The sequence below is a fragment of the Rhodococcus sp. NPDC080181 genome, assembly GCF_040702225.1.
Classification (GTDB): Bacteria; Actinomycetota; Actinomycetes; order Mycobacteriales; family Mycobacteriaceae; genus Rhodococcoides; species Rhodococcoides fascians.
In genome coordinates this window covers 152,983-172,915 of the sequence record NZ_JBFBKN010000012.1, presented here as the reverse complement: position 1 = coordinate 172,915, position 19,933 = coordinate 152,983, and the positions used below count along the sequence as shown (strand labels likewise).

Annotated in this window: 18 protein-coding genes; 11 read left to right on the top strand and 7 right to left on the bottom strand. The window is 63.9% G+C overall.

Translation table 11 applies throughout. The features are described 5' to 3' along the window. Positions 1–13: 13 nt before the first annotated feature. Complete coding sequence (locus tag AB0O58_RS15955; RefSeq protein WP_032391893.1) at positions 14–1,507, bottom strand: FAD-dependent oxidoreductase; 1,494 nt, start codon at positions 1,505–1,507, stop codon at positions 14–16. Positions 1,508–1,560: 53 nt separating this feature from the next. Further along, a complete protein-coding gene (locus AB0O58_RS15950; RefSeq protein ID WP_027495752.1) occupies positions 1,561–2,466 on the bottom strand; it encodes a diiron oxygenase in 906 nt (301 codons plus the stop codon). Positions 2,467–2,620: 154 nt separating this feature from the next. On the opposite strand from AB0O58_RS15950, the gene AB0O58_RS15945 reads away from it, so the two are divergent. The 8 genes from AB0O58_RS15945 to AB0O58_RS15910 all read left to right on the top strand — a co-directional run bounded on the left by AB0O58_RS15945 (position 2,621) and on the right by AB0O58_RS15910 (position 10,866). Beyond that, complete coding sequence (locus tag AB0O58_RS15945) at positions 2,621–4,177, top strand: adenylate/guanylate cyclase domain-containing protein (RefSeq protein WP_283548463.1); 1,557 nt, start codon at positions 2,621–2,623, stop codon at positions 4,175–4,177. A 115-nt stretch (positions 4,178–4,292) separates the two neighbouring features. Continuing rightward, complete coding sequence (locus AB0O58_RS15940) at positions 4,293–4,958, top strand: HAD-IA family hydrolase (protein ID WP_032366799.1); 666 nt, start codon at positions 4,293–4,295, stop codon at positions 4,956–4,958. Positions 4,959–5,015: 57 nt separating this feature from the next. After that, positions 5,016–6,227 carry a sedoheptulose 7-phosphate cyclase gene (locus AB0O58_RS15935; protein WP_027495749.1) on the top strand — a complete coding sequence of 404 codons (1,212 nt, stop codon included), beginning with the start codon at positions 5,016–5,018 and terminating at the stop codon, positions 6,225–6,227. Then, positions 6,224–7,033: a class I SAM-dependent methyltransferase gene (locus tag AB0O58_RS15930; protein WP_228139354.1), complete on the top strand. Its 810-nt coding sequence runs from the start codon at positions 6,224–6,226 to the stop codon at positions 7,031–7,033. The genes AB0O58_RS15935 and AB0O58_RS15930 overlap by 4 nt, the downstream gene beginning before the upstream one ends. Beyond that, the gene (locus AB0O58_RS15925; RefSeq protein ID WP_366238488.1) at positions 7,030–8,316 is read left to right on the top strand and encodes an ATP-grasp enzyme; all 1,287 of its coding nucleotides are present in this window, start codon (positions 7,030–7,032) and stop codon (positions 8,314–8,316) included. The genes AB0O58_RS15930 and AB0O58_RS15925 overlap by 4 nt, the downstream gene beginning before the upstream one ends. Then, a complete protein-coding gene (locus AB0O58_RS15920) occupies positions 8,316–9,341 on the top strand; it encodes a D-alanine--D-alanine ligase (RefSeq protein WP_366238487.1) in 1,026 nt (341 codons plus the stop codon). The genes AB0O58_RS15925 and AB0O58_RS15920 overlap by 1 nt, the downstream gene beginning before the upstream one ends. Next, positions 9,338–10,090, top strand: coding sequence for a TauD/TfdA family dioxygenase (locus AB0O58_RS15915; protein WP_366238486.1), 753 nt, complete (start codon positions 9,338–9,340; stop codon positions 10,088–10,090). The genes AB0O58_RS15920 and AB0O58_RS15915 overlap by 4 nt, the downstream gene beginning before the upstream one ends. 50 nt (positions 10,091–10,140) lie before the next feature. Next, positions 10,141–10,866 carry a YoaK family protein gene (locus AB0O58_RS15910; protein ID WP_366238485.1) on the top strand — a complete coding sequence of 242 codons (726 nt, stop codon included), beginning with the start codon at positions 10,141–10,143 and terminating at the stop codon, positions 10,864–10,866. A gap of 15 nt (positions 10,867–10,881) precedes the next feature. Here the strand turns inward: AB0O58_RS15910 and AB0O58_RS15905 are convergent, their stop codons facing one another. Further along, on the bottom strand, positions 10,882–11,496 hold the full coding sequence (locus AB0O58_RS15905; RefSeq protein WP_051365040.1) for a TetR family transcriptional regulator: 615 nt from the start codon (positions 11,494–11,496) through the stop codon (positions 10,882–10,884). A gap of 80 nt (positions 11,497–11,576) precedes the next feature. On the opposite strand from AB0O58_RS15905, the gene AB0O58_RS15900 reads away from it, so the two are divergent. Then, entirely contained in the window at positions 11,577–12,509 is a 933-nt protein-coding gene (locus AB0O58_RS15900) for a hypothetical protein (protein ID WP_255032519.1), read from the top strand. A gap of 18 nt (positions 12,510–12,527) precedes the next feature. On the opposite strand, the gene AB0O58_RS15895 is transcribed toward AB0O58_RS15900, so the two are convergent. From AB0O58_RS15895 to AB0O58_RS15885, 3 genes are read right to left on the bottom strand one after another with little or no spacing between them, the layout of a single operon-like run. Beyond that, positions 12,528–13,103 carry a hypothetical protein gene (locus AB0O58_RS15895; protein WP_052053454.1) on the bottom strand — a complete coding sequence of 192 codons (576 nt, stop codon included), beginning with the start codon at positions 13,101–13,103 and terminating at the stop codon, positions 12,528–12,530. Positions 13,104–13,143: 40 nt separating this feature from the next. Beyond that, positions 13,144–13,485 (bottom strand): GNAT family N-acetyltransferase, encoded by a 342-nt coding sequence (locus AB0O58_RS15890; RefSeq protein WP_204878601.1) that lies wholly within the window; start codon positions 13,483–13,485, stop codon positions 13,144–13,146. A gap of 54 nt (positions 13,486–13,539) precedes the next feature. Beyond that, positions 13,540–14,841, bottom strand: coding sequence for a ricin-type beta-trefoil lectin domain protein (locus AB0O58_RS15885; RefSeq protein WP_366238484.1), 1,302 nt, complete (start codon positions 14,839–14,841; stop codon positions 13,540–13,542). 454 nt (positions 14,842–15,295) lie between these two features. On the opposite strand from AB0O58_RS15885, the gene AB0O58_RS15880 reads away from it, so the two are divergent. Together AB0O58_RS15880 and AB0O58_RS15875 are read left to right on the top strand one after the other, a co-directional pair. Next, positions 15,296–16,537, top strand: coding sequence for an acetyl-CoA carboxylase biotin carboxylase subunit family protein (locus AB0O58_RS15880; protein WP_027495739.1), 1,242 nt, complete (start codon positions 15,296–15,298; stop codon positions 16,535–16,537). 41 nt (positions 16,538–16,578) lie between these two features. After that, positions 16,579–18,585, top strand: a complete 2,007-nt coding sequence (locus AB0O58_RS15875; RefSeq protein ID WP_366238493.1) for a hypothetical protein — start codon at positions 16,579–16,581, stop codon at positions 18,583–18,585. Here the strand turns inward: AB0O58_RS15875 and AB0O58_RS15870 are convergent. After that, entirely contained in the window at positions 18,567–19,775 is a 1,209-nt protein-coding gene (locus AB0O58_RS15870) for a ricin-type beta-trefoil lectin domain protein (protein ID WP_366238483.1), read from the bottom strand. The genes AB0O58_RS15875 and AB0O58_RS15870 overlap by 19 nt on opposite strands. Positions 19,776–19,933: the final 158 nt, after the last annotated feature.

The window sequence follows — 19,933 nt, the reverse complement described above, 5'->3', positions numbered from 1 at the left end:
AAATACCGACCGGTCAGCGTGCTCGCGAGACTCGGTCTCCCAAGGCGGCGCTGACTTTGCCGTACCAGCCCAGCGGGCGGGTACCTCGAGTGGGTACATCCGCCAACAACGCCTCGGCTGTTTCCTCGGCATCGATCTTGTTGTCACCAATGCCACCGGTCGCGCCGCGCTTGGCCCACCCCACCACGTAACACCCGGGCACCGGAGTGCCGTCGGCTGCGGTGACGCGGCCGCCCTCGTTACGGATGGTGCCGGTGATGTCGTCGAACGGGACGCCCGGCGACGGTGTTCCGCGATAACCGATCGCGAGCAGCACCAGCTCCGTCGAGAGAGTGACCGCGTGTTCACCCACTCCCACCTCGACGGACTCCACCGAGCCCTGCCCGTGCACAGCAGCAGGTGCCCGCCCGAAGGCGAACACGATGCGACGCCCGTGCGCGCCGGATCCGAGATCGACTCGGGCCGCGCCGGCCAGCGCCGATGCGGGAGCGGACAACGGCAGCCGGTCGATCGCGTCGAAAATTCCGTCCGGTCCCGCCACGACGACGTCGACTCCGGCGCGATCGACGAGCGCCTTGCACTCCGATCGTGTGAATGCCGCGAACTCCGGTCCTCGTCGCGCCAGGACGACCACCTCTCGCACGCGATTGCGACGGAGCTCTGCCAACGCGTGTGGGGCGATCTCGGTTCCGTTCAGAGAATCGGGATCGGCCGTGAGAATGCGCGCGGCGTCGAGGGCGACGTTGCCGTTGCCGATGATGGTGACGCGGTCGACGCCCGTGAGATCGATGGCGTCGGCGGGGACGTCGGGATGCCCGGTGTACCAGCCGACCAGGGTGCGCGCGCTGACCGAATTGTCGAGATCGACACCGGGAATCTCGAGCGCTCGGTCCTTGTCGGCACCGACGGCATAGACGACGGAGTCGAACTTTCGAGCCAACTCGACGTGATCGACGTCCTTGCCCACCTCGATGCCGAGCTTCATCGTCACGCGTGGGTGCGCGAAGATTCCACGAAAGTGCTCGCTGATGCGTCGAGTGCCGAGGTGGTCCGGTGCCACGCCGTAGCGCGCCAAACCGCCTGCGGTCGGCAGCCGGTCGTAGAACGTGATCGTGGTTCCCGGCACGCGCAGCAGGGCTTGCGCGGTGTAGCAGGCCGCCGGACCGGTGCCCACGATGGCGATGCTGACCGGAGGCAGCTCGTTGACCGTCGCCACCGGAAAGCGCGGCTCACCCCACTCCGCAACCGCCGGCTTGTCGCGGTAGTAATCAGCGTTGATCTCGGCGTAGATCTGCTGGTCCGGAGTCAACCGGGACACCCGGGTGATCGCGTCGACCGGGCACGCATCCGCACACGCACCGCAGTCGATGCACGATCGTGGATCGATGTACAGCAGCTCGGTCTTACCGAAATCCGGCTCGTCGGGGGTCGGATGAATGCAGTTGACCGGGCACACCGACAGACAGGATGCGTCGTTGCAACAGTTCTGCGTGATCGCGAACGGCATGGGTTATCGGATGTCCTTCACGGCCTCGAACAGTGTTTTCTCGAACAGTGTGGTCAGAGCATGTGCAGACGACGGTAGATCATCTCCGCCGGCTTGGTGATCAAACCGCAGTCGAGAAGAAATGCCATCAGATGCTCGCTCGAGGTGCGCATCATCGTGTGGTGGTGGGCGTTGTTCTTCGCTTCCTTCACCGCACGGTCGACGTCGAGGCCCGCTGCTGCGTAGACCTCCTTGTTGACCATGTTGGACACGATCAGTCGAGCGGCGATCGCGACGACGAGCGCACTGGCCTTGCGGCGAGCCGGACTCTTGCCTTCGATGTCTTCACGCATCTGCGCGCGCGCGAAGGTCATGTGTCGCGATTCCTCGACGACGTGGATCTTGCTGGTGGTGCGCACGAGGGGCAGTACGTTCTCGCCGCGCATCCAGTCGCGCTGCATGACGTCGAGAACTTCTTCGGCGACGAGGATGCCGCCGTAGGCGACCTCGGCGGAGGCCAGGGCCTTGAATCCGCGGCCGAGTTCGATGCTCGACCGGCGCGGCAGGTACGCCTTGATGCCCATCTTCTGGCAGGCCCGAGCGAACATGATCGAGTGACGGCACTCGTCGGCGATCTCGGTGAGCGCGAACTGGAAATCCGAGTTGGACGAGTCCTTGCAGTACTGATCGCGCAACACCATCTGCTGCAGGATCATCTCGAACCAGATGCCGGTGCTCATGATCGAGCAGACCTCGTGGCGAGTGAGCGTGATGCGCTGTTCTTCGCTCATCTCGTCCCACAACTTCGTGCCGTAGAGCGTGCTCCACTCCGGATTGAGACCGTAGAGGGACGGATCGAGATCGGCCTCCCAGTCGACCTCTTCGGCCGGGTCGTACGACAGCTGGGCGGCGGAATCGAGCAAACGTGCGGAAACATCCTCGGGCTCGAGGACATCGTTCCTGGAGAGTGTGCTGGTCATCGCCGTCGTTCCTTTCATCGTCGAACAGGAGTGGTTAGCTGTTACGGAGATTACCAGGTACTTGTCGACACAGATAGTCACTCGGGCAGAATCGCCCGAATTCTTTTCGTCGGGGCACCTAGAGTTCGAGCGTGCAGAGAACGAAGAAGCGCCAGTGATCGCAGCACTGAGGTCCGCCCTCGCCCGCACCCCGATGCGCCTCTACGCGGCGGGAATGGTGTCGGCCAACGCCATCGGGGCGGTCATCGTCTTCGTGTTGGCGCGGTTCATCCTGCCGCTGCCGGTCGGATCCGAAGAGATCCTGTTCTGCTCTGGAGGTCACTCCGCAGGCTGCGCTCCTGACCGCAATTACCTGGCGTTCTTCGTCTACCTACCGGTCGCGATCGGCATCGGGATCGCGCTCGGACTTCGCGTCGCGAGACCGCTCGTCGAGTGGCTGCACACCGGCGGCACGCCGTCGGACGAGACCACGATCGCCGTGATCCGGCTACCTCTCCGTCAACTCGGGGTCCACGTTCTGTTGTGGGCCCTCGGTGTTGCGGTGTTCGTCGGCGTCAACGCCTCGGCCGGGGCTGCACTGTCGATCATCGTGGCCATCGCCGTCAGCTTCGGCGGACTGGCGACCTGCTCGCTGGGCTATCTGGTGGCCGAACGGACCCTGCGGCCGATCACCGCGGCCGTGATGGAGGTCAGCGAGGTCACCGACGCCGCGGCACTCGGCGTCAAACTTCGGGTGGTCCTGATCTGGGTACTCAGCACGGCCATTCCGATCCTCGGTCTCGGTCTCATAGGGCTCGGCCGACTGATCGACGTCGTCATCCCACCCGACGTCGATCTGTCCCCCGCGATGGTGTCGCTGTCCGCGATAGCCCTGGTCGTCGGTTTCGGCGGCATGTTCCTGGTCGGACGCTCCGTATCGGACCCGCTGCAGCAGGTCAGTACTGCCATGCAACGGGTCGAAAGCGGGGTCACGGACATCCGCGTCGACGTGTACGACGCGTCCGAGATCGGAAGACTGCAGAACGGGTTCAACAAGATGGTCGTCGGTCTCGACGAGCGGGAGCGACTCCGCTCACTGTTCGGCCGGCACGTGGGCCACGACGTCGCCCAGCGCGCGTTGGCCAGCGCGCCCCGTCTCGGCGGCGAAAACCGAACCGTCGCCGTCCTGTTCATCGACCTGGTCGGCTCCACCGCACTGGCCGAGCGCGAATCCGCCGCGACGGTCGTGGACCTGCTCAATCGCTTCTTCGCAGTGGTCGTCGAACACGGCGAGCGCAACGGCGGCTTCGTCAACAAGTTCGAGGGCGATGCCGCCCTGCTGATCTTCGGCGCTCCGGTCGATCATCCCGACCCGGCCACCGCGGCGCTGCGCACTGCACGCACCCTCACCGCCGCACTTCGCGCCGACGGCGGATTCGAGATCGGCATCGGCGTCACGTACGGGCCGGTGATCGCCGGCAACATCGGGGCCGAGTCCCGTTTCGAGTACACCGTCATCGGCGACACGGTGAATCAGGCTGCGCGGCTCACCGATCTCGCAAAAGACGACCCCGACACCGACGTGCTCACATCGTCGACGGTGCTCGAACACGCAACCTCGGACGAGCGGCAACTGTGGGAATCGGGTCGGTCCGTAACCCTTCGCGGGCGATCCGCACCGACGGTTCTGGCGGCTCCGATACTGCGCGGCGAACAAGCGAGCACACGGTAGAAAATTCGAAGGTTTCCCTTTCGGTGCCGATGGGGCATACCCCCCGAACCAACCCACCCATCGCGCTGGCGCGAGACATTTGCTGGTACAACGTCTCTCGCTCCGAAAGGCACCCATGCCCGCAATTCTGTTCGGCTCCATCAGCACTCTCGTCGACACCTCCGAGCTACAGCGACGCTCGTTCAACGAGGCCTTCGCCGCCCACGATCTGAACTGGAACTGGTCGCAGGACGACTATCGGTCCATGCTCGGATCGAACGGTGGTGCCGACCGCATCAGCGAATACGCGTCGAGCACCGGAACCGAGGTGGACGCGGCCGCCGTGCACGCCACCAAGTCCGAGATCTTCCAGCGATTGATCGGCGAATCCGACGTCAAGACGCGACCGGGCGTGGCCGACACGATCGACTCCGCGAAAGCGAACGGGTTGAAGGTCGGGTTCGTGACCACGACCTCGCGAGAGAACATCGACGCACTGCTCGCTGCCCTGTCTCCCGAGCTCACCGCCGATTCGTTCGACATCATCGTCGACGCCTCGTCGGTCGACGCTGGCAAGCCCGACCCCGCGTCGTACGAATTCGCCTTGAAGACGTTGGGCGAGAACGCGTCCGACAGTGTGGCGATCGAGGACAACGCCGGTGGAGTGCAGGCGGCAGCGGCAGCGGGCGTCACCTGTGTCGCGTTCCCGAACGAGAACACTGCCGGTACCGATTTCGGCTCGGCCACCGACACCGTCGATGCACTCGATCCCGAGCGCGTCCGCGCCCTGATTTCAGCCTGAGCGGAGCCTGCGGAGTGAGCATTTTGCCCGATCCTTCATCCATCTCAGGAGCAACAAGTGAGTAATCTTCAGGCCCAGGTCGTCGCCGGCGACAGATCGTTTCGTGTCGAGGGATACGAGCGGATCGAATACGACTTGATCTACGTCGACGGAGTGTTCGCGATCGAGAACACCGAATTGGCCGACAGCTACCGTCCGTACGGGCGCGCCCTGATGGTTGTCGACGAATCGGTGCACGCCATCTACGGCGACCGGATCAGTGCATACTTCGATCACCACGGCATCGCCCTGACAGTGGTGCCGGTGCACATTGCGGAGACCGCGAAATCACTCGAGACGTTCGAGCGCATCGTCGGCGAGTTCGACGCGTTCGGTCTCGTGCGAACCGAGCCGGTCCTCGTGGTGGGTGGTGGATTGACCACGGACGTAGCCGGTTTCGCGTGCGCGAGTTACCGCCGAAACACTCCCTACATCCGCATTCCCACCACGTTGATCGGCCTGATCGATGCGAGCGTCTCGATCAAGGTGGCCGTCAACTACGGCAAGCACAAGAATCGTTTGGGGGCCTACCACGCCTCGCAGAAGGTGCTGTTGGACTTCTCCTTCCTCGGCACACTGCCCGAGGATCAGGTCCGCAACGGGATGGCGGAGCTCATCAAGATCTCCGTGGTCGGCAACCTCGAGATCTTCGAGTTGCTCGAGCAGTACGGCCCGGAACTGCTACGCACCCGGTTCGGCCACCTCGACGGAACTCCTGAGTTGCGTTCGGTCGCAGACCGTTTGACGTACTCGGCAATCGCGACGATGCTCGAGCTCGAGGCACCCAACCTGCACGAGATCGACCTCGACCGAGTCATTGCATTCGGGCACACGTGGAGTCCCACGCTCGAGCTGACGCCGCCCGCGCCGTTCTTCCACGGCCACGCGATCAACATCGACATGGCCCTGTCGACGACGGTCGCCGAACAACGCGGCCACCTGTCGACGGCCGATAGAGACCGCGTGCTCGGAGTCATGAGCAGCATCGGACTGGCATTGGACAGCCCGTACCTGACACCCGAGTTGCTGACCGAGGCAACAGCATCCATCCTCAAGACTCGGGACGGGATTCTGCGCGCCGCGGTGCCCGACCCGATCGGCACCTGCCGCTTCCTCAACGACCTGGAACCTCGCGAACTGGCCGACGTCCTGTCGTTGCACAAGAAGATCTGTCTGGACTTCCCACGGGCGGGCGAGGGTCTCGACATGTTCACCGCACCCACGCCGTGACCGATGCAGCCATGACGCCGCGTCCGGTCACCCCGACGACGATCCTGGCGCGCGAGCTCAGTGAGATAGCCGCGCTACTCGACGCCGACGCCGGGGTGACCGACGAGCTGACCACCCGTGTTCATCGGGCCCGCGATCTCGCCGCGGGACTCGACCCGTATCTCGACACCTGCACCACCTCCGAATCTGCGGCACTGGCCACGTTGGCGTCGCGGACCCGCTCTGCGGATTGGGGATCACGCGACGTGGTCTCCGGTTCCGGGCCCCTGGAGATGGAAATGCTCTCCGGCCATGTGGAGGGACGCTTCCTGGCGTTTCTCGTGCACATGACGCGGGCGACTCGGGTGCTCGAGATCGGTATGTTCACCGGTTACTCGGCGTTGGCGATGGCCGAGGCGCTGCCTGCGGGCGGCGAGGTCGTCGCCTGCGAGGTGGATCCGTACGTGGCCGAGTTCGCGCAGTCCTGCTTCGCGGAATCGACTGCAGGATCTGCCATCTCGGTGCAGGTAGGGCCTGCGCTCGATACTCTGCATGGGCTCGACGGGAAGTTCGATCTGGTGTTCGTCGACGCCGACAAGAGCGGATACCGCGGGTACGTGGAGTACCTGCTCGAGAGCGATCTGCTCTCCGACGGTGCCGTGATCGCCGTCGACAACACCCTGTTGCAGGGTCAGCCCTACGCTCCGCAGCCGAACGAGAACGGCCGGGCCATCGCCGAGTTCAACGACTATGTCGCGAACGACCCTCGCGTGGAACAGGTTCTGATTCCGTTGCGCGACGGTGTGACACTGATCCGGCGCACATGATCCGCACCGTCGCGGCGCTGATCGGCCTCACGGTTACCCTCCCCGTCGACCTCGCGGCGGTGGGGGTGGCGGCGCTGAGAGGTACCCGGCCCGCCGCCCATCGAACCGATTCGCCCAGAACGATTCTGATCAGTGGCGGAAAGATGACCAAAGCCTTGCAACTCGCACGGTCCTTCCATCTCGCCGGCCATCGGGTGATCCTCGTGGAATCGGCGAAGTACCGCTGGACCGGACATCGTTTCTCCCGCGCTGTCGACCGTTTCCATTGCGTTCCCGACCCGGGTGATTCGGGATATGCGCAGGCTCTGCTGGACATCGTGCGCCGCGAGGGCGTCGACGTCTTCGTGCCCGTGGCAAGCCCGGCTGCGAGTATTCACGACGCCGACGCGCGTGCACTCCTCGATGCGCACTGCGAGGTGATCCACGGCGACGCGGATACCGTACGGATGGTCGACGACAAGTCCCGATTCTCCGAGCACGCAGCGTCATTGGGACTCCGGGTTCCCGACTTCGAGCGCATCACCGACCCCGCCCAGATCGACGAATTCGACTTCGCGCCGGGCCGTGAGTACATCCTCAAACGGATCTCGTACAACCCGGTCGGCCGAATGGATCTGACGCGGTTGACGGCGCGCACGCCGGAACGCAACTCCTCGTTCGCCCGGAGCCTGCACATCACCGAGAACGACCCGTGGATCCTGCAGGAATTCATCGCCGGACAGGAGTACTGCACGCACGGCACGGTGCGCGAGGGTCGCCTGCAGGTGTACGGCTGCTGCGTGTCGTCCGCCTTCCAGGTCAACTACGAGATGGTGGACAAGCCCGAAATCCTGCGCTGGGTAGAGACATTCGTCTCCTCGCTCGACACCACCGGGCAGCTGTCGTTCGACTTCATCGAGTCCGCCGCCGACGGCCGGATCTACGCCATCGAATGCAACCCGCGCACCCACTCGGCCATCACGATGTTCTACGACCACCCCGACCTGGCTGCCGCGTACCTCGACGACGGTCACCCGATGACCGTGCCGCGTGCGACGGCCCGGCCGACGTACTGGATCTACCACGAGCTGTGGCGTCTGATCACCGAGGGTGATCGAGTATCTCGGCTCCGCACCATCTTTCGAGGCAAGGACGCCATCCTCACCGGTTGGGATCCCCTGCCGTATCTGTTGGTACATCATCTTCAGATTCCGTCGTTGCTGATCCGGAACCTCCGCGAGCGGCGTGGCTGGTCCCGAATCGATTTCAACATCGGCAAACTCGTGGAAAACGGAGGCGACTGATGACGTTGTCGGTCGTGGTGCTCGTCGGGTCCTCGGTGGACCGCTTTCACAGTGATCTCTCTCGGGTCTACGCCGGCGGCTTCCTTGACGCGCTCGGCACGAACCCCGCGTACAGTTTCGAGATCGCATTCGTCTCCCCGGGCGGCCTCTGGAGTTTTCCCACCGGTCTCGAGGATTCGAGTATCGCTGCGGCGCAGCAGATGCCGTTGGCACAGGCGGTGGAGCTCATCGCGGTGCGAGACTTCGACGTCATGGTTCCGCAGATGTTCTGCATGCCGGGTATGACGACGTACCGCAGCCTGTTCGACCTACTGGGCGTGCCCTACCCCGGCAACGGTCCGGACCTCATGGCGTTGACGGCGAACAAGGCCCGCGCCCGCGCAGTCGTCGCGGCGGCCGGCGTGCGTGTTCCCGACGGCGTGGTCGTCCGATCCGCCGACGACGAGACAGACCTCGCCCTGCCGGTCGTGGTCAAGCCCGTGGATTCCGACAACTCGATGGGTGTCTCGCTGGTCCGCGAGTCCGACGGGCTGGCACCGGCGATTCGAGAGGCTCTGACGTATTCGCCTGCGGCACTGGTGGAGACGTACGTTCCACTGGGTCGTGAAGTTCGGTGCGGGATCATCGTCCGAGATGGCGAACTCGCGTGCTTGCCCCTCGAGGAGTACGCCGTGGACTCCGTCCGCAGTAGTGCGGACAAGCTGAATCGCACATCCGACGGCGATCTCTACCTGGTCGCGAAAGAGCAGACCAGAGCCTGGACGGTCGACGTCTCGGATCCGATCACCGAAAAAGTCTGGGCAGCAGCACGATCGAGTCACATCGCACTGGGATGTCGGCACTACGGCCTGTTCGACTTCCGCATCGACCCGGACGGCGAGCCGTGGTTTCTCGAAGCCAGCCTCTACTGCTCCTATTCGCCGTCCAGCGTGTTGGCGGTGATGGCCGCGGCCGCGGGCATCACCGTCGAAGAATTGTTCGCATTCGCGCTCGAAGAACTGCCGGTGAAGGAGTCGTCGTCATGACGTTGGGAATCGAGATGGCCGATCTGAACTTGGAATCGGTTTCAATAGAGCAACTTCGAGAGCTCCTCGCCGAACACGGGGTGTTGATCCTGCCGAACCAGCCCGTCGACGATCAGCGCTTCCTGGCGTTCCTGCGCCGGTTCGGAGAGTTGATGTTCACCGAAGGCGAGACGCCTGTTCCCGACTGTCCGGATCTGAACGTCATCAGCAACGTCGGCCGCTCCACGCCGCCGAAGTCCACGTTTCACGTCGACACCACCTACATTCCGAATCCACCCGCCTACACCGCGTTACGCGCGGTCGAAGTTCCCGCGGCCGGAGGCAGTACGTTGTTCAGCGACCAATACGCCGCATACGAGACGCTTCCAGCGGAAATGAAGGAGCATTTGGCCGGGCGCACGGTGACGCACAGAGTGACCGGCGTGGCGTCGGATTCCGATTCTTCCGCCGACCATCCCCTCTTCGCCGTTCACCCGATATCGGGACGCACCGCGCTGTCGCTGTCCGCGCCCGCTCGCTGTGTCGCGATCAGCGGACTGACCGAAGACGAAGCACAAGACACCGTTCGCTACCTCGTGGAGCATTCGACGAGGGAGGACAACCTGCTGCGGCACAACTGGTCCCCCGACGACATGGTGATGTGGGACAACAGGTGTGTGATGCACCGCGCGGATCACAGCGGGGTGGTCGGCAACCGGGTGATGCACCGCGGGATGGTGGCGAGCACCCACCCGACTGCCTCTGTGTGACCGATGACTCAAAGATTTGCCGCCGCGGCGAACGCCCGGAGAATCGAGTCATGACTTCTCCCTTGGCGATCAGCCGCGAAACAGCCGTCGGCGCCGAAGCTCGTCTGTCCTGGATCCTGTCCGGGCTGGCAGGCATGGTGGGTGCGGTCGCGTTCCTGCATTCCGCCGGCTACTTCGTGACCTTCATGACCGGCAACACCGAACGAGCCGTCGTCGGACACTTCGGCCATCCGGAGGGCAAGGAGGTGGCACCGGGGGCGTCACCCTGGGCCGCATTGGCCCTCATGGCCGCGTTTCTCGGCGGCGTGATCGTCTCGTCGATCTGTCGGCGCCGCTACTGGTCCAACCACCCCCATGGAGCGACGGTGTTGACCACCGTTGCGCTGGGAGCGGCGGGTCTGATCGACATCGCCGTCTCCGGGTGGTCGTCGGCAAACGTGAACTTCTACCCGATCCTCCTCGTCGCCTTCGCGCTGGGCGCGTTGAACACCGCGTTCACGAAGAAGGAGGAGACGTACATCCCGCTCAGTTACGTCACCGGAACGGTAGTCAAGCTCGGCCAGGGAATCGAGCGTCACCTCTTCGGCGGCGGAACACACTACGACTGGCTCTGCTACGCAACGCTTCTGGGCTCCTTCGCGGCGGGAGGTGCTGTCGGTGCGTTCATCGGCGTCGTGATCACCGGGCCGCAGGTGCTACTGCTCACTGCGCTCATCAGCTTGGGTGCAACGATCTTCACGTTCACCCACACCGAACGGAACTCGTTGCTCGGCTGATCGGTGGCTGATCGGCTAATCGGTGACCATCGGGGATGCGCCGACGATCGTGCGCAGCATTCGGTCGACGACGGGACGTGGCAGCCGCGATCCGATCAGCACCTGCCTCCCCACGAGACCCTCGATCATGACGACGAGCATCTCCGCATCCCCCTGGGGGTCTTCGGATTCCAACGACGCGACTATCCACTGGGTGTACGCGACGAACGCGGCCCGCTGAGAGTCGAACAGATCGCGGATTTCCCGATCGTGTTGCGCTTCACCGAGCAGGATGCTGCGCGCGATCACTCTTTTCGTTGCTTCTCCGGTGGTCATCGCCTCGATGAAGTCGATGATGCGGTTCACGACGATGTCCACGGTGAGTGGTTTGACGTCGACCAGACCACCGAAGGTCGCGCCGGCAGTGTCGTAGTCGCGGGCGAACAACAGCTCGAGCGCCAGGTGCAACAGTCGTCCGCGAGTGGGCGCGTGGTAGTTGACCGACCCGGGGCTCAATCCTGCTGCAGCGTCGACCGCCCGGTGCGTCAAGCCGCGAAAACCTTGCGTTGCCAACACTTCGATTGCTGCCGCGGCGATTTCGTCGCGCCGACGCACTCTCGACTCGTCGTCCTTGGGACGGGCAGGACTCATACCACGGAGTCTAGTGCCCCACCATTGACAGTCGCCGAAGTCACGTCGTAGTCTCAACCGATGTTGAGGAACCCCGCCCGATGAGCCGCGGCCCGTCGCGACGACAAATGATGGTGGGTGCCGCCGCGGCTGCGGCCACGGCTGTGTTCGGCCCCGCAGCACGAGCGGTCGCAGCTCCCGGCACCGGTTCGAGCGAACACTGCGGCGAGCGGTATCAGGGCTACCGCGACATCGACCGAGGACGGCCCTATGCCCATTTCTTCGCCGCACGGACGACACCGGCACCGGCCGTCGTGACCGACGCAGTCGGCGGGCCGCCGATAGCGCCCGAGTGGGTCCCGCACTTCGATTCCATCACAACCGATCTCGCGCCGACGGGATATTCGGCGATCGAAACCGGCTACGGACGACGCGCCGACGGCATGACGTTCGTGGCGGTGCGCACCGCGATGCCCCGGGTCACGGCAGCGATGTGGGATTGGTGGTTCGGTTGGCATTCCGCCGAGGCGGCCCGCTACAAACTGTGGCACCCCGATGCCCACCTCCACGCCGCACTCGCCGAGGACCGGACGGCCCACGCGATTCCGGACAAGGCGAAGTACATCGGCAACACATCGTTCGTCGACGAGTACGTCGGCCCGAAGCTTCAGCAGCTGGGTATCGGCTTCCGTGACCCTGTTGCACACGGTTTCGACGTTCCCCCAGACCAGACGGTCGTCTTCGGCCGAGTGGGAAGTTCCATCGCACCGGTGGATCTGGGCTGGCTCGCCCATCAGGTTCGGCCGGTGCAGGGCGGTGCCGAGATGCGCAGCCGGTTCTATCTGAACCTACGGGGATTGCACGTTCCCGATCCGAAGCAGGCCGTGTGCGCAGTTCGCCGGGGTGCGTCCGTGGATCCGGGCGACCTCGTTCTCGGACTCGACCTCGCCCGAGATCTGCTGCTGCACTGCGGACAGGAGATGAACCACCTCGCAGGGTTTCTGCCGGAGCTGCACGCAGAGTTCGGCGGTTGATCCGTCCACGAGGGGCAGCTAGTGGCCCAAGAATACTTTCGCCAGCACGATGAGAGCCGCGACGGCGGCAGTGGCGAGCCCGATCACCAGGGCCCGAAACGTCGGACGGTTCCCGCGAATTCGTTCCGTGACAATCGGTATGGTGGCGATTCGTACGACGATCACCGCACCGGCCAGTAGTTCGGCCCATTGCGCCGGAAGCACCGACAGCCACCCGAGCGCCAGCATGGCCGCCGGAAACGTCCCGGAGCTCAGAATGGGGACTGCATCCCGGAATTCCTCGATGGCCTCGAACGTGCGCTGTTCGTCCGTCGCATCACCGTGCGCCTCCGGTATCTGGCTCCCGGCGACGAAATCTGCGAACACATGCGCGAGAAAGGTCGTTGCCGCAGTGGCCGCTACGAGAACAGCCGCCGTCCCGTGCCCGATGGAACTCGGCGTGGAGGCGGCAACCGCGGCGAGGACCAGGATGTTGCCGTAGATGTACGCCGAGAGCCTCCTGGCCGCCCGAACGGGCGTCAAGGGGCCGTCGGACCGGGTGACCAACCGACGGTAGAGATGTGTGCCGCCGGGGCGGTGTCCGGGATCGGTCATGCTGCAGATCGTCGCACGTGGCGGGCGATCGGTCGACGAATCATCCCTGCTGGTCGGCCAACCACTGCCGAATATCGTCCGTGACGGGCTCGACCATGTCGTCGTACTCGTGATGTTCGCCGACGAACGCGGCCACCAACGGACAGATCGGGACGGCGTGCTTGTTCTCGGAACGCGTCGCGTCGAGCGCGTGTCGAACGACGATCGTGGCCAGACCACGTCCGCCGTAGGCCGCATCCACTTCGGTGTGGAAGAAGACGCGCCTGCCCTGCTCGTCGTCGGCGAACTCGGTGAAGCCGACCTGTGTGCCCTCGACCGAAATCGTGAACCTGTCTGCCTGCTGGTCGATCTCGACTTCGGCACCGGTTTTGTCGACCGTCATCGACGCTCCCCTTCTCTCGATGGCACGCCCCAGTCGGTTGGGTACGCGGCCGGGTCAGCCTACCCAGCTGTACACCGAAACCCAGTCCAGCAACAGATGCCCGTTGCTGTTTCCGGTGCCGTTGGTCTCGGTCTGCAGTTCCCAGCGCATCGGACCCGAGGGAACCCACTTGGTGCTGTCCAGAACCACGGAGTTGTCGAGGATGTAGCGCACGCGGCCCGGGGACCACTCGATGGTGTACGTGTGCCAATCGGTGAAGTTCGCACCGATGTTCTGGGCGACGTCCTGGCAGCCGCCGACGCACGAACCGGCACCCGAGTAGTGGTGGAAGCCGCCGACCTGCCCCGCGAGACTTCCTTCGGGGAAGTCCATTTCACCGTCCGCAGGCCATCTTTCGGACTGCGGCCACAGCAGCCACGCAACGTAGTACTCGGCCAGAGTTGCCGAATCGACCTTGAATCGCGCTGTGTATCGTCCGTATGTCTGGTTCTGCCCGGCCGCGTTGATCACCGGCGAGACGCTGGCACCTGCCGGGACACCGTCGACATTATGCAATCCGTAATCGAGCAGGCCGTCGTGCGTGGACAGCACGGCGTCCGCTCGGTACGGGCGCTTCTGATAGGTGTCCTTGTAGCACTTGGGGTATGTGCGCCACTTCTGATTCTGCGCACCGACGTAGACGATCTTGGTGGGATCGCAGTCGTTGGCCCAACTGCCGACGGCGGAAGGCTTCGCGAAGTCGTCGACGAAGATCTGCTTCCAACCGGGTAGGTCGCCCACCGGCGCTGCCACCCCGCTGGGAGTGGTGGACGGAGTGGTCGGTGGCGTCGTGGGGGGTGGCGTCGTCGTGGGCGGTGTCGTCGGAAACGGCGTGGTCGCGGTGATCCACTTCTGAGCAGCAGACCCGTTGCATTTCGCCAACACCGGTCGGTTTCCGTTGACCTCACGCGAATTCTGAATGCACAGGCCGGTCTTCTGCAGCAACGAGATCGAGCCGTCCCCACGGATCGACCATTGCTGCGCGGGCTTGCCGTTGCACGCCCACGTCGTCAACGCGACGCCGGCCGCCGCGTAGCCCGATGCCGGCGACAAGCATCGGCCCTGCACTCGAATCGTGGCGTCCTCGGTACCGGTCCACGTCTGCGCGCCGGTACCGTTGCAATCCCAGATCTGGACGGGATTGTTCTGTCCGGTGAGACCGCCCTTGTTGTCCAGGCAGAACCCTGCGGGCGTCTTGATCTGTCCCGAGGTGGCGGCCGCGGCCTGTGGCGCGTGAACTACGAAAGCCGAAAGTAATACGGTGGTTCCGAGCGTCACCAAGGAACGCTTCAGAACAGCACGGCCCGAAACAGTCATGGTTTCATCCTTCGAGAGACCGAACATCGCATTGGATACACGGCGGATAAATACAATTGATTGCCGGCATCTCGAATCATAGGGATGATTCAGACATTGCGCAGTGAATTCGCATTCACCCTGAAACGCCAGGTCAGAGGCGTAATTGAAAGAAATACGACCGGTACGAATTGGAGATTAAATATTAAACTAGTTGCTCCGGATCGAAAATCTATTCACACGAATCGAATTGTCGAGCAAATCGTGCATCTGGACTTTTTACGATCTTGTATCGATCATTTCGCTGGCAAACGAGCGCATTGCCAGCCCTGCGCAGGATCCGGCCCGACAGTTCGAGGGACGGCGCACATCGCGTCCCGGCTTCCCGAGCACCGGGTCCGGAAAGCGGCACCGAACACCCTCTGTACGGTGGAGCGAAGGACCTCGACCGCGCATCACAAGGGAAAGGAACTTCATGGATCGGCCACAGAGGCTGGAGAAAGACCCGAACAAAGGCTTCGTAGCGCTGCTGGGCTGGAGTTTGGCCGCAGTGGAAGCCCTGGACGCGTTCGATCGACGCTACGTCGTCGTCGCGCCAGAGTGGGCCGAGGCGTACTGCACCGAGCATGACATTCCGTACCTACCGTGGAACTTCGAGCGACTCAACGACAGGTCGCTCGAGATCGCGGAGACTCTCCGAGACAAAGGCGTCGATGTAGCGATACCGCTGTACGAGGAGACAGTCGAGTGGGCCGGTGCCATCAATTCCGTGCTGCTGGGCAATCCGAGGTTGTTCGGCCAGGCGATGCTGCTCCGAGACAAGGCACTGATGAAGCGCCGCGCACAGCTCGGTGGCATTCGTGTCGGCATCTTCGAGGAAGCACACGATCGTGAGGACGTCATCCGCTTTCTGCGTCGGGTGAACCAGACGCTGCTCAAACTCGACGGTGACCCGAACGACCCCATCCACCTCAAGGCCTTCGACAAGGCAGGATGCCTGGGCCACCGCGTCATTCGGACCCCCGACGAAGTCGACTCCATCCCGGACGAGGAGTTCCCGGTACTGATGGAGTCGCATCTCGACGGCTGGGAGTTCGCCGTCGAGGCGTGGATCCACAACGGAAAGATCAAGTTCCTCAACATCTCCGAGTACGTCACGCTCGGATACTCCGTCTTCGTTCCCGCGACGCCGGAACTCGAGAAGTACCGCGAGCAGATCACGGTGCAGATCGAGAAGCTCATCAAGGCGTTCGACATCGAGTTCGGGTTCATCCATCCCGAGTACTTCGTCACCAGCGACGGAGAGATGTACTTCGGCGAAGTCGCCTATCGTCCTCCAGGTTTCAAGGTGTTCGAGCTCCTCGAGCGGGCGTACGGCTTCAACGCGTACCAGGGCCTGGCTCTCGCCTTCGACCCGAAGACCACCGAGGAAGAGATCGACGCCTTCTTCCCGCGCGAGGTGGTGGATGCCACCGGTCACGCGGGATGCTTCGGGGTGTACCCCCGGCGACGCGTCGTGAGCGATCTCGTCATCCCCGACGTGACCGCCGACGACGACTACTACGAGACCAACGACCTGTCGGCACCGGTCGAGGAAACCGTCACCAAGAGAACGGCTTTCGGCACCCACTGGGGCTTGCTGTACTTCTTCGGCGATGATCCGTACCGGATGCGCGACCTGCTCAAGCAACAGGAAGAACTGGACTTCTACGTGTGAAGCAGCAACTCGGCAACGACCAAGAGCCCACGACGCAGACGATGAACGACGCTGCACCGATCGACAAGGCTCTGATGTCGCGGCTGGCGCAACTCGATCACGCCGTCGACGCGCTGGCCGCCGCACCGGAGTTCAGCAAGAGCACCAAGGTGCGACGGGTTCTGGATTCTGTGCACCGAGTGTTGTTGCAGCCCGGCGGTTGTGGCGCGGTACGCGAACGCGCCGCGGCGCTGGAGAACGCCGGGCTGTTCGCCGGTACGGACTGGGCGCAGCCGGACATTCTCGTTCCCGCGTTCGTGGGTCCGAGCCTGCGCAGTGGCAACGACGACACCGTGGTTCTCGAAGCAGCCAGCGAGTTGCGGATGGTCGCGATCGTCGCCGGTGAGTACGAGCATCCCGCAGTCACCGCCGACGATGCGCGACGCTTCCTCTCCCAGGTACTCGCGTTGAACCTCGAGGTGTTGTTCACCCCGCCCTCGGAATCGGAGCGAGTCCGTTCGGGGCGGACAGCACACCTGATCCGCGATCTCTTCGGCTACGTTGCCGGGGAAATCGGCTACGACAGTGTGCTGGACGAGTTGCTCGAGGAGATTTGGCGGATTCTGCGTCAGCGTCCGATCCAGGTCGACACCATCAAGTCCATGGTCACGCGCATTGCGATCTATCGCGACGACCCGACCGTCGATCTCGGCACGTCCGGTCAGGGACTCGATCGGTTGACCACGGCGTTGTTCGGCACCACGGACGCGTGCCGCGAGGACCCGGGCGTGGAGGTCTACCGGAACCGGCTCGAGGCCATGGACGTCGAGGCACTGCAGTTCGAGGCCCGCGGTTTCGCACGGGCGATGCACGACACCGGTCTCGTTTCGCCGTACCACGCCACACTCACGCAGTATCTCGTCGACCACTACTCGTATGTCCTGCCCGAGGCCTTGGGGCTGTCCGACACCGGGCGTACGTGCCTCACTCGCTACCCGGAATTGGTCCACCGTCTGATCGAAGAAACCGTGTATCCCGAGACGGCGCAAAGTCTCTACGGATTGGCGCTGCTCCTCGACCGCGGAATCCTGCATCAGCCGCCGATCGTGCCGTCCCTGTGGCGTCAGCTATCGCTCACTCTCGCGCCCGCAGTGCGAGAACGCTTGATCACCACTTTCGGTCCGGTTCCGGCACCGGAGTCGCGATTGCTCGGTGGGTTGCTCTCCATGCTCGGGCAACCGCTCGGTGTCGGCCAGGGCGACAATCCCACGTGTCAGTCGGCGCGCGCGCTGTCGATGTGGGCGTACAACGATCCCGACTACCTGCTGCAGATGGTGGTGTGGGCGGCGCGAGACGAAGAGATCGTCATGCACTTCGAGGGCCAGTCGATCTCGTCCGTCGACAGCGAAAGTGGTGTCGCGACCTCGGATCCGGTCGATCTGGACCCGGCATCGCTGATTCTGGTTCCGCACCTGGACCGGATCTACGCCGAGATGGTCCGACGCTGCGCCGGCAGGCCGGGTGATCCGCATCGCTGGGTCAATCCCGAGTTCCACGGGTGGTGGTCGGCCCGCGAGTTCCATATCGATGTGGACGTCGCGACCGGGAATCTGGTCGATCTCGATGGTTTCCTGCGGCAGTTCCATGCCGCTTATCACCCCGAGTACAACGGCCATCAGCCGCTGATCCACCCGCAACCCGCCGGGGTGGCCGTAACCGACAGCGCTGCACGGTATGTGGGGTGGCACGCCATCGCCATTCTGCGTGTTGCCCCCGATCCCGACGGCGTCATGCGGGTCTACTTCTTCAATCCCAACAACGACAGTGGGCAGGATTGGGGTGACGGAGTCGTCGTCGGAACGGCAGGGAACGGCGAACGCGCGGGCGAAGGCTCGTTACCGTTCGAGCAATTCGCGTCTCGCCTGTACATCTTCCACACGGATCCGTTGGAAAGGGGTGAGCCGGAGAAGATTTCGAACGCGGACATCGACACGATCGTCGGTTACATCGAACGCAGTTGGGGTGCCGAGCGCTCGGCGCGGGCCGCGTATCAGCCGTTCCAGGAGTAGACCGAGACCCAGTCCAGGATCAGATTGCCCTCGCTGTTTCCGTCTCCCTTGGTTTCGGTCTGCAGCTCCCATCGCATCGGTGTGGACGGCACGAAGTCGGTCGAGTCCAACACGACCGTGTCGTCGAGGAGGTACCGGATCCTTCCCGGTGACCATTCCATGGTGTAGGTGTGCCAGTCGGTGAACTGCGCGCCGATGTCGAGGGCGGGCGTTTTGCACCCGTCGGCGCACGAGCCTTCGCCCGAGAAATGATGGAACCCACCGACGTTGCCCGACAGCGCACCTTCCGGGAAATCGAACTCGCCGTCGTACGGCCAATTCTCGGATTGCGGCCAGAGCAGCCATGCCGCGTAGTACTCGGTCAGATCCGGTGAATCGACTTTCAGACGCGCCGAATATCGTCCGTACGTCTGATACTGGTCGGCACCGATCAGTGGGGAGATACTCGCTCCGGCCGGAACGCCGTCGACCTGACCGAGGTGGTACTGCAGAGCGCCGTCGGCAGTAGACAGCACTGCATCGGGCCGATACGGCCGTTTGTCGTAGGTGTCGGGATAGCACGACGGATACGTGCGCCACCGCTGGCCCTCGGCTCCGGTGTAGACGACCTTCGAGGGGTCGCACTGATTGGACCAACTGCCGGTGGCGGACGGGGCGGTGAACTCGTCGACGAATATCTGCTTCCAGCCGGGCAGATCCCCGGTGGGTGCAGCAATTCCTCCGGGGTTGTCGGCGGTCGGTTCTGCGGCCGCTACCGGTGTCCATGTCTGCACCGACGAGCCGTCGCATTCGGCCAGCACGGCCACACGCCGAGAGGTCTGCCGTGCGTCGTCCGCGAGACAGAGGCCGGTGCCCGTCAGAGCGATCGCACCGGATTCGCCCGCTGTCCAACTGGCGACCGCACTGTCGTCGCAACTACCGAGGACAACAGGTACACCGGCTGCGGTCTCGCCGTTCTTCGGCACCAGGCACTGCGATTGCGACCGAACCGTGCCGTCGGCCTCGGCGACTACTTGCTGTGCCGGCGTTCCGTTGCACGTCGCGAGACGGACGGTGTCGGTGTCACTTCCATCGAGGCAGAGCGTGTCGGGAGACTCGATCTGCCCGGTGAAGGTCACTGCAGACGGTGTGTCCGCGTCCGTGGTCGAGTCCCCGGAGAACACGCCGCAGCCCACGACGAGTACGGACACGATCGCCAGCGTCCCCGTAGCGACAAGAGTCCTCCCCGTGCGGCAACCGCTACCCCACCGACCGAGACGCGAACGTGCACGAACAATCCGCATCGGGGTCGTCCCCATCGTTGCCTCCAAAGTGACGATCCGTCCCAGCCGAGGGTACAGATCGTCAG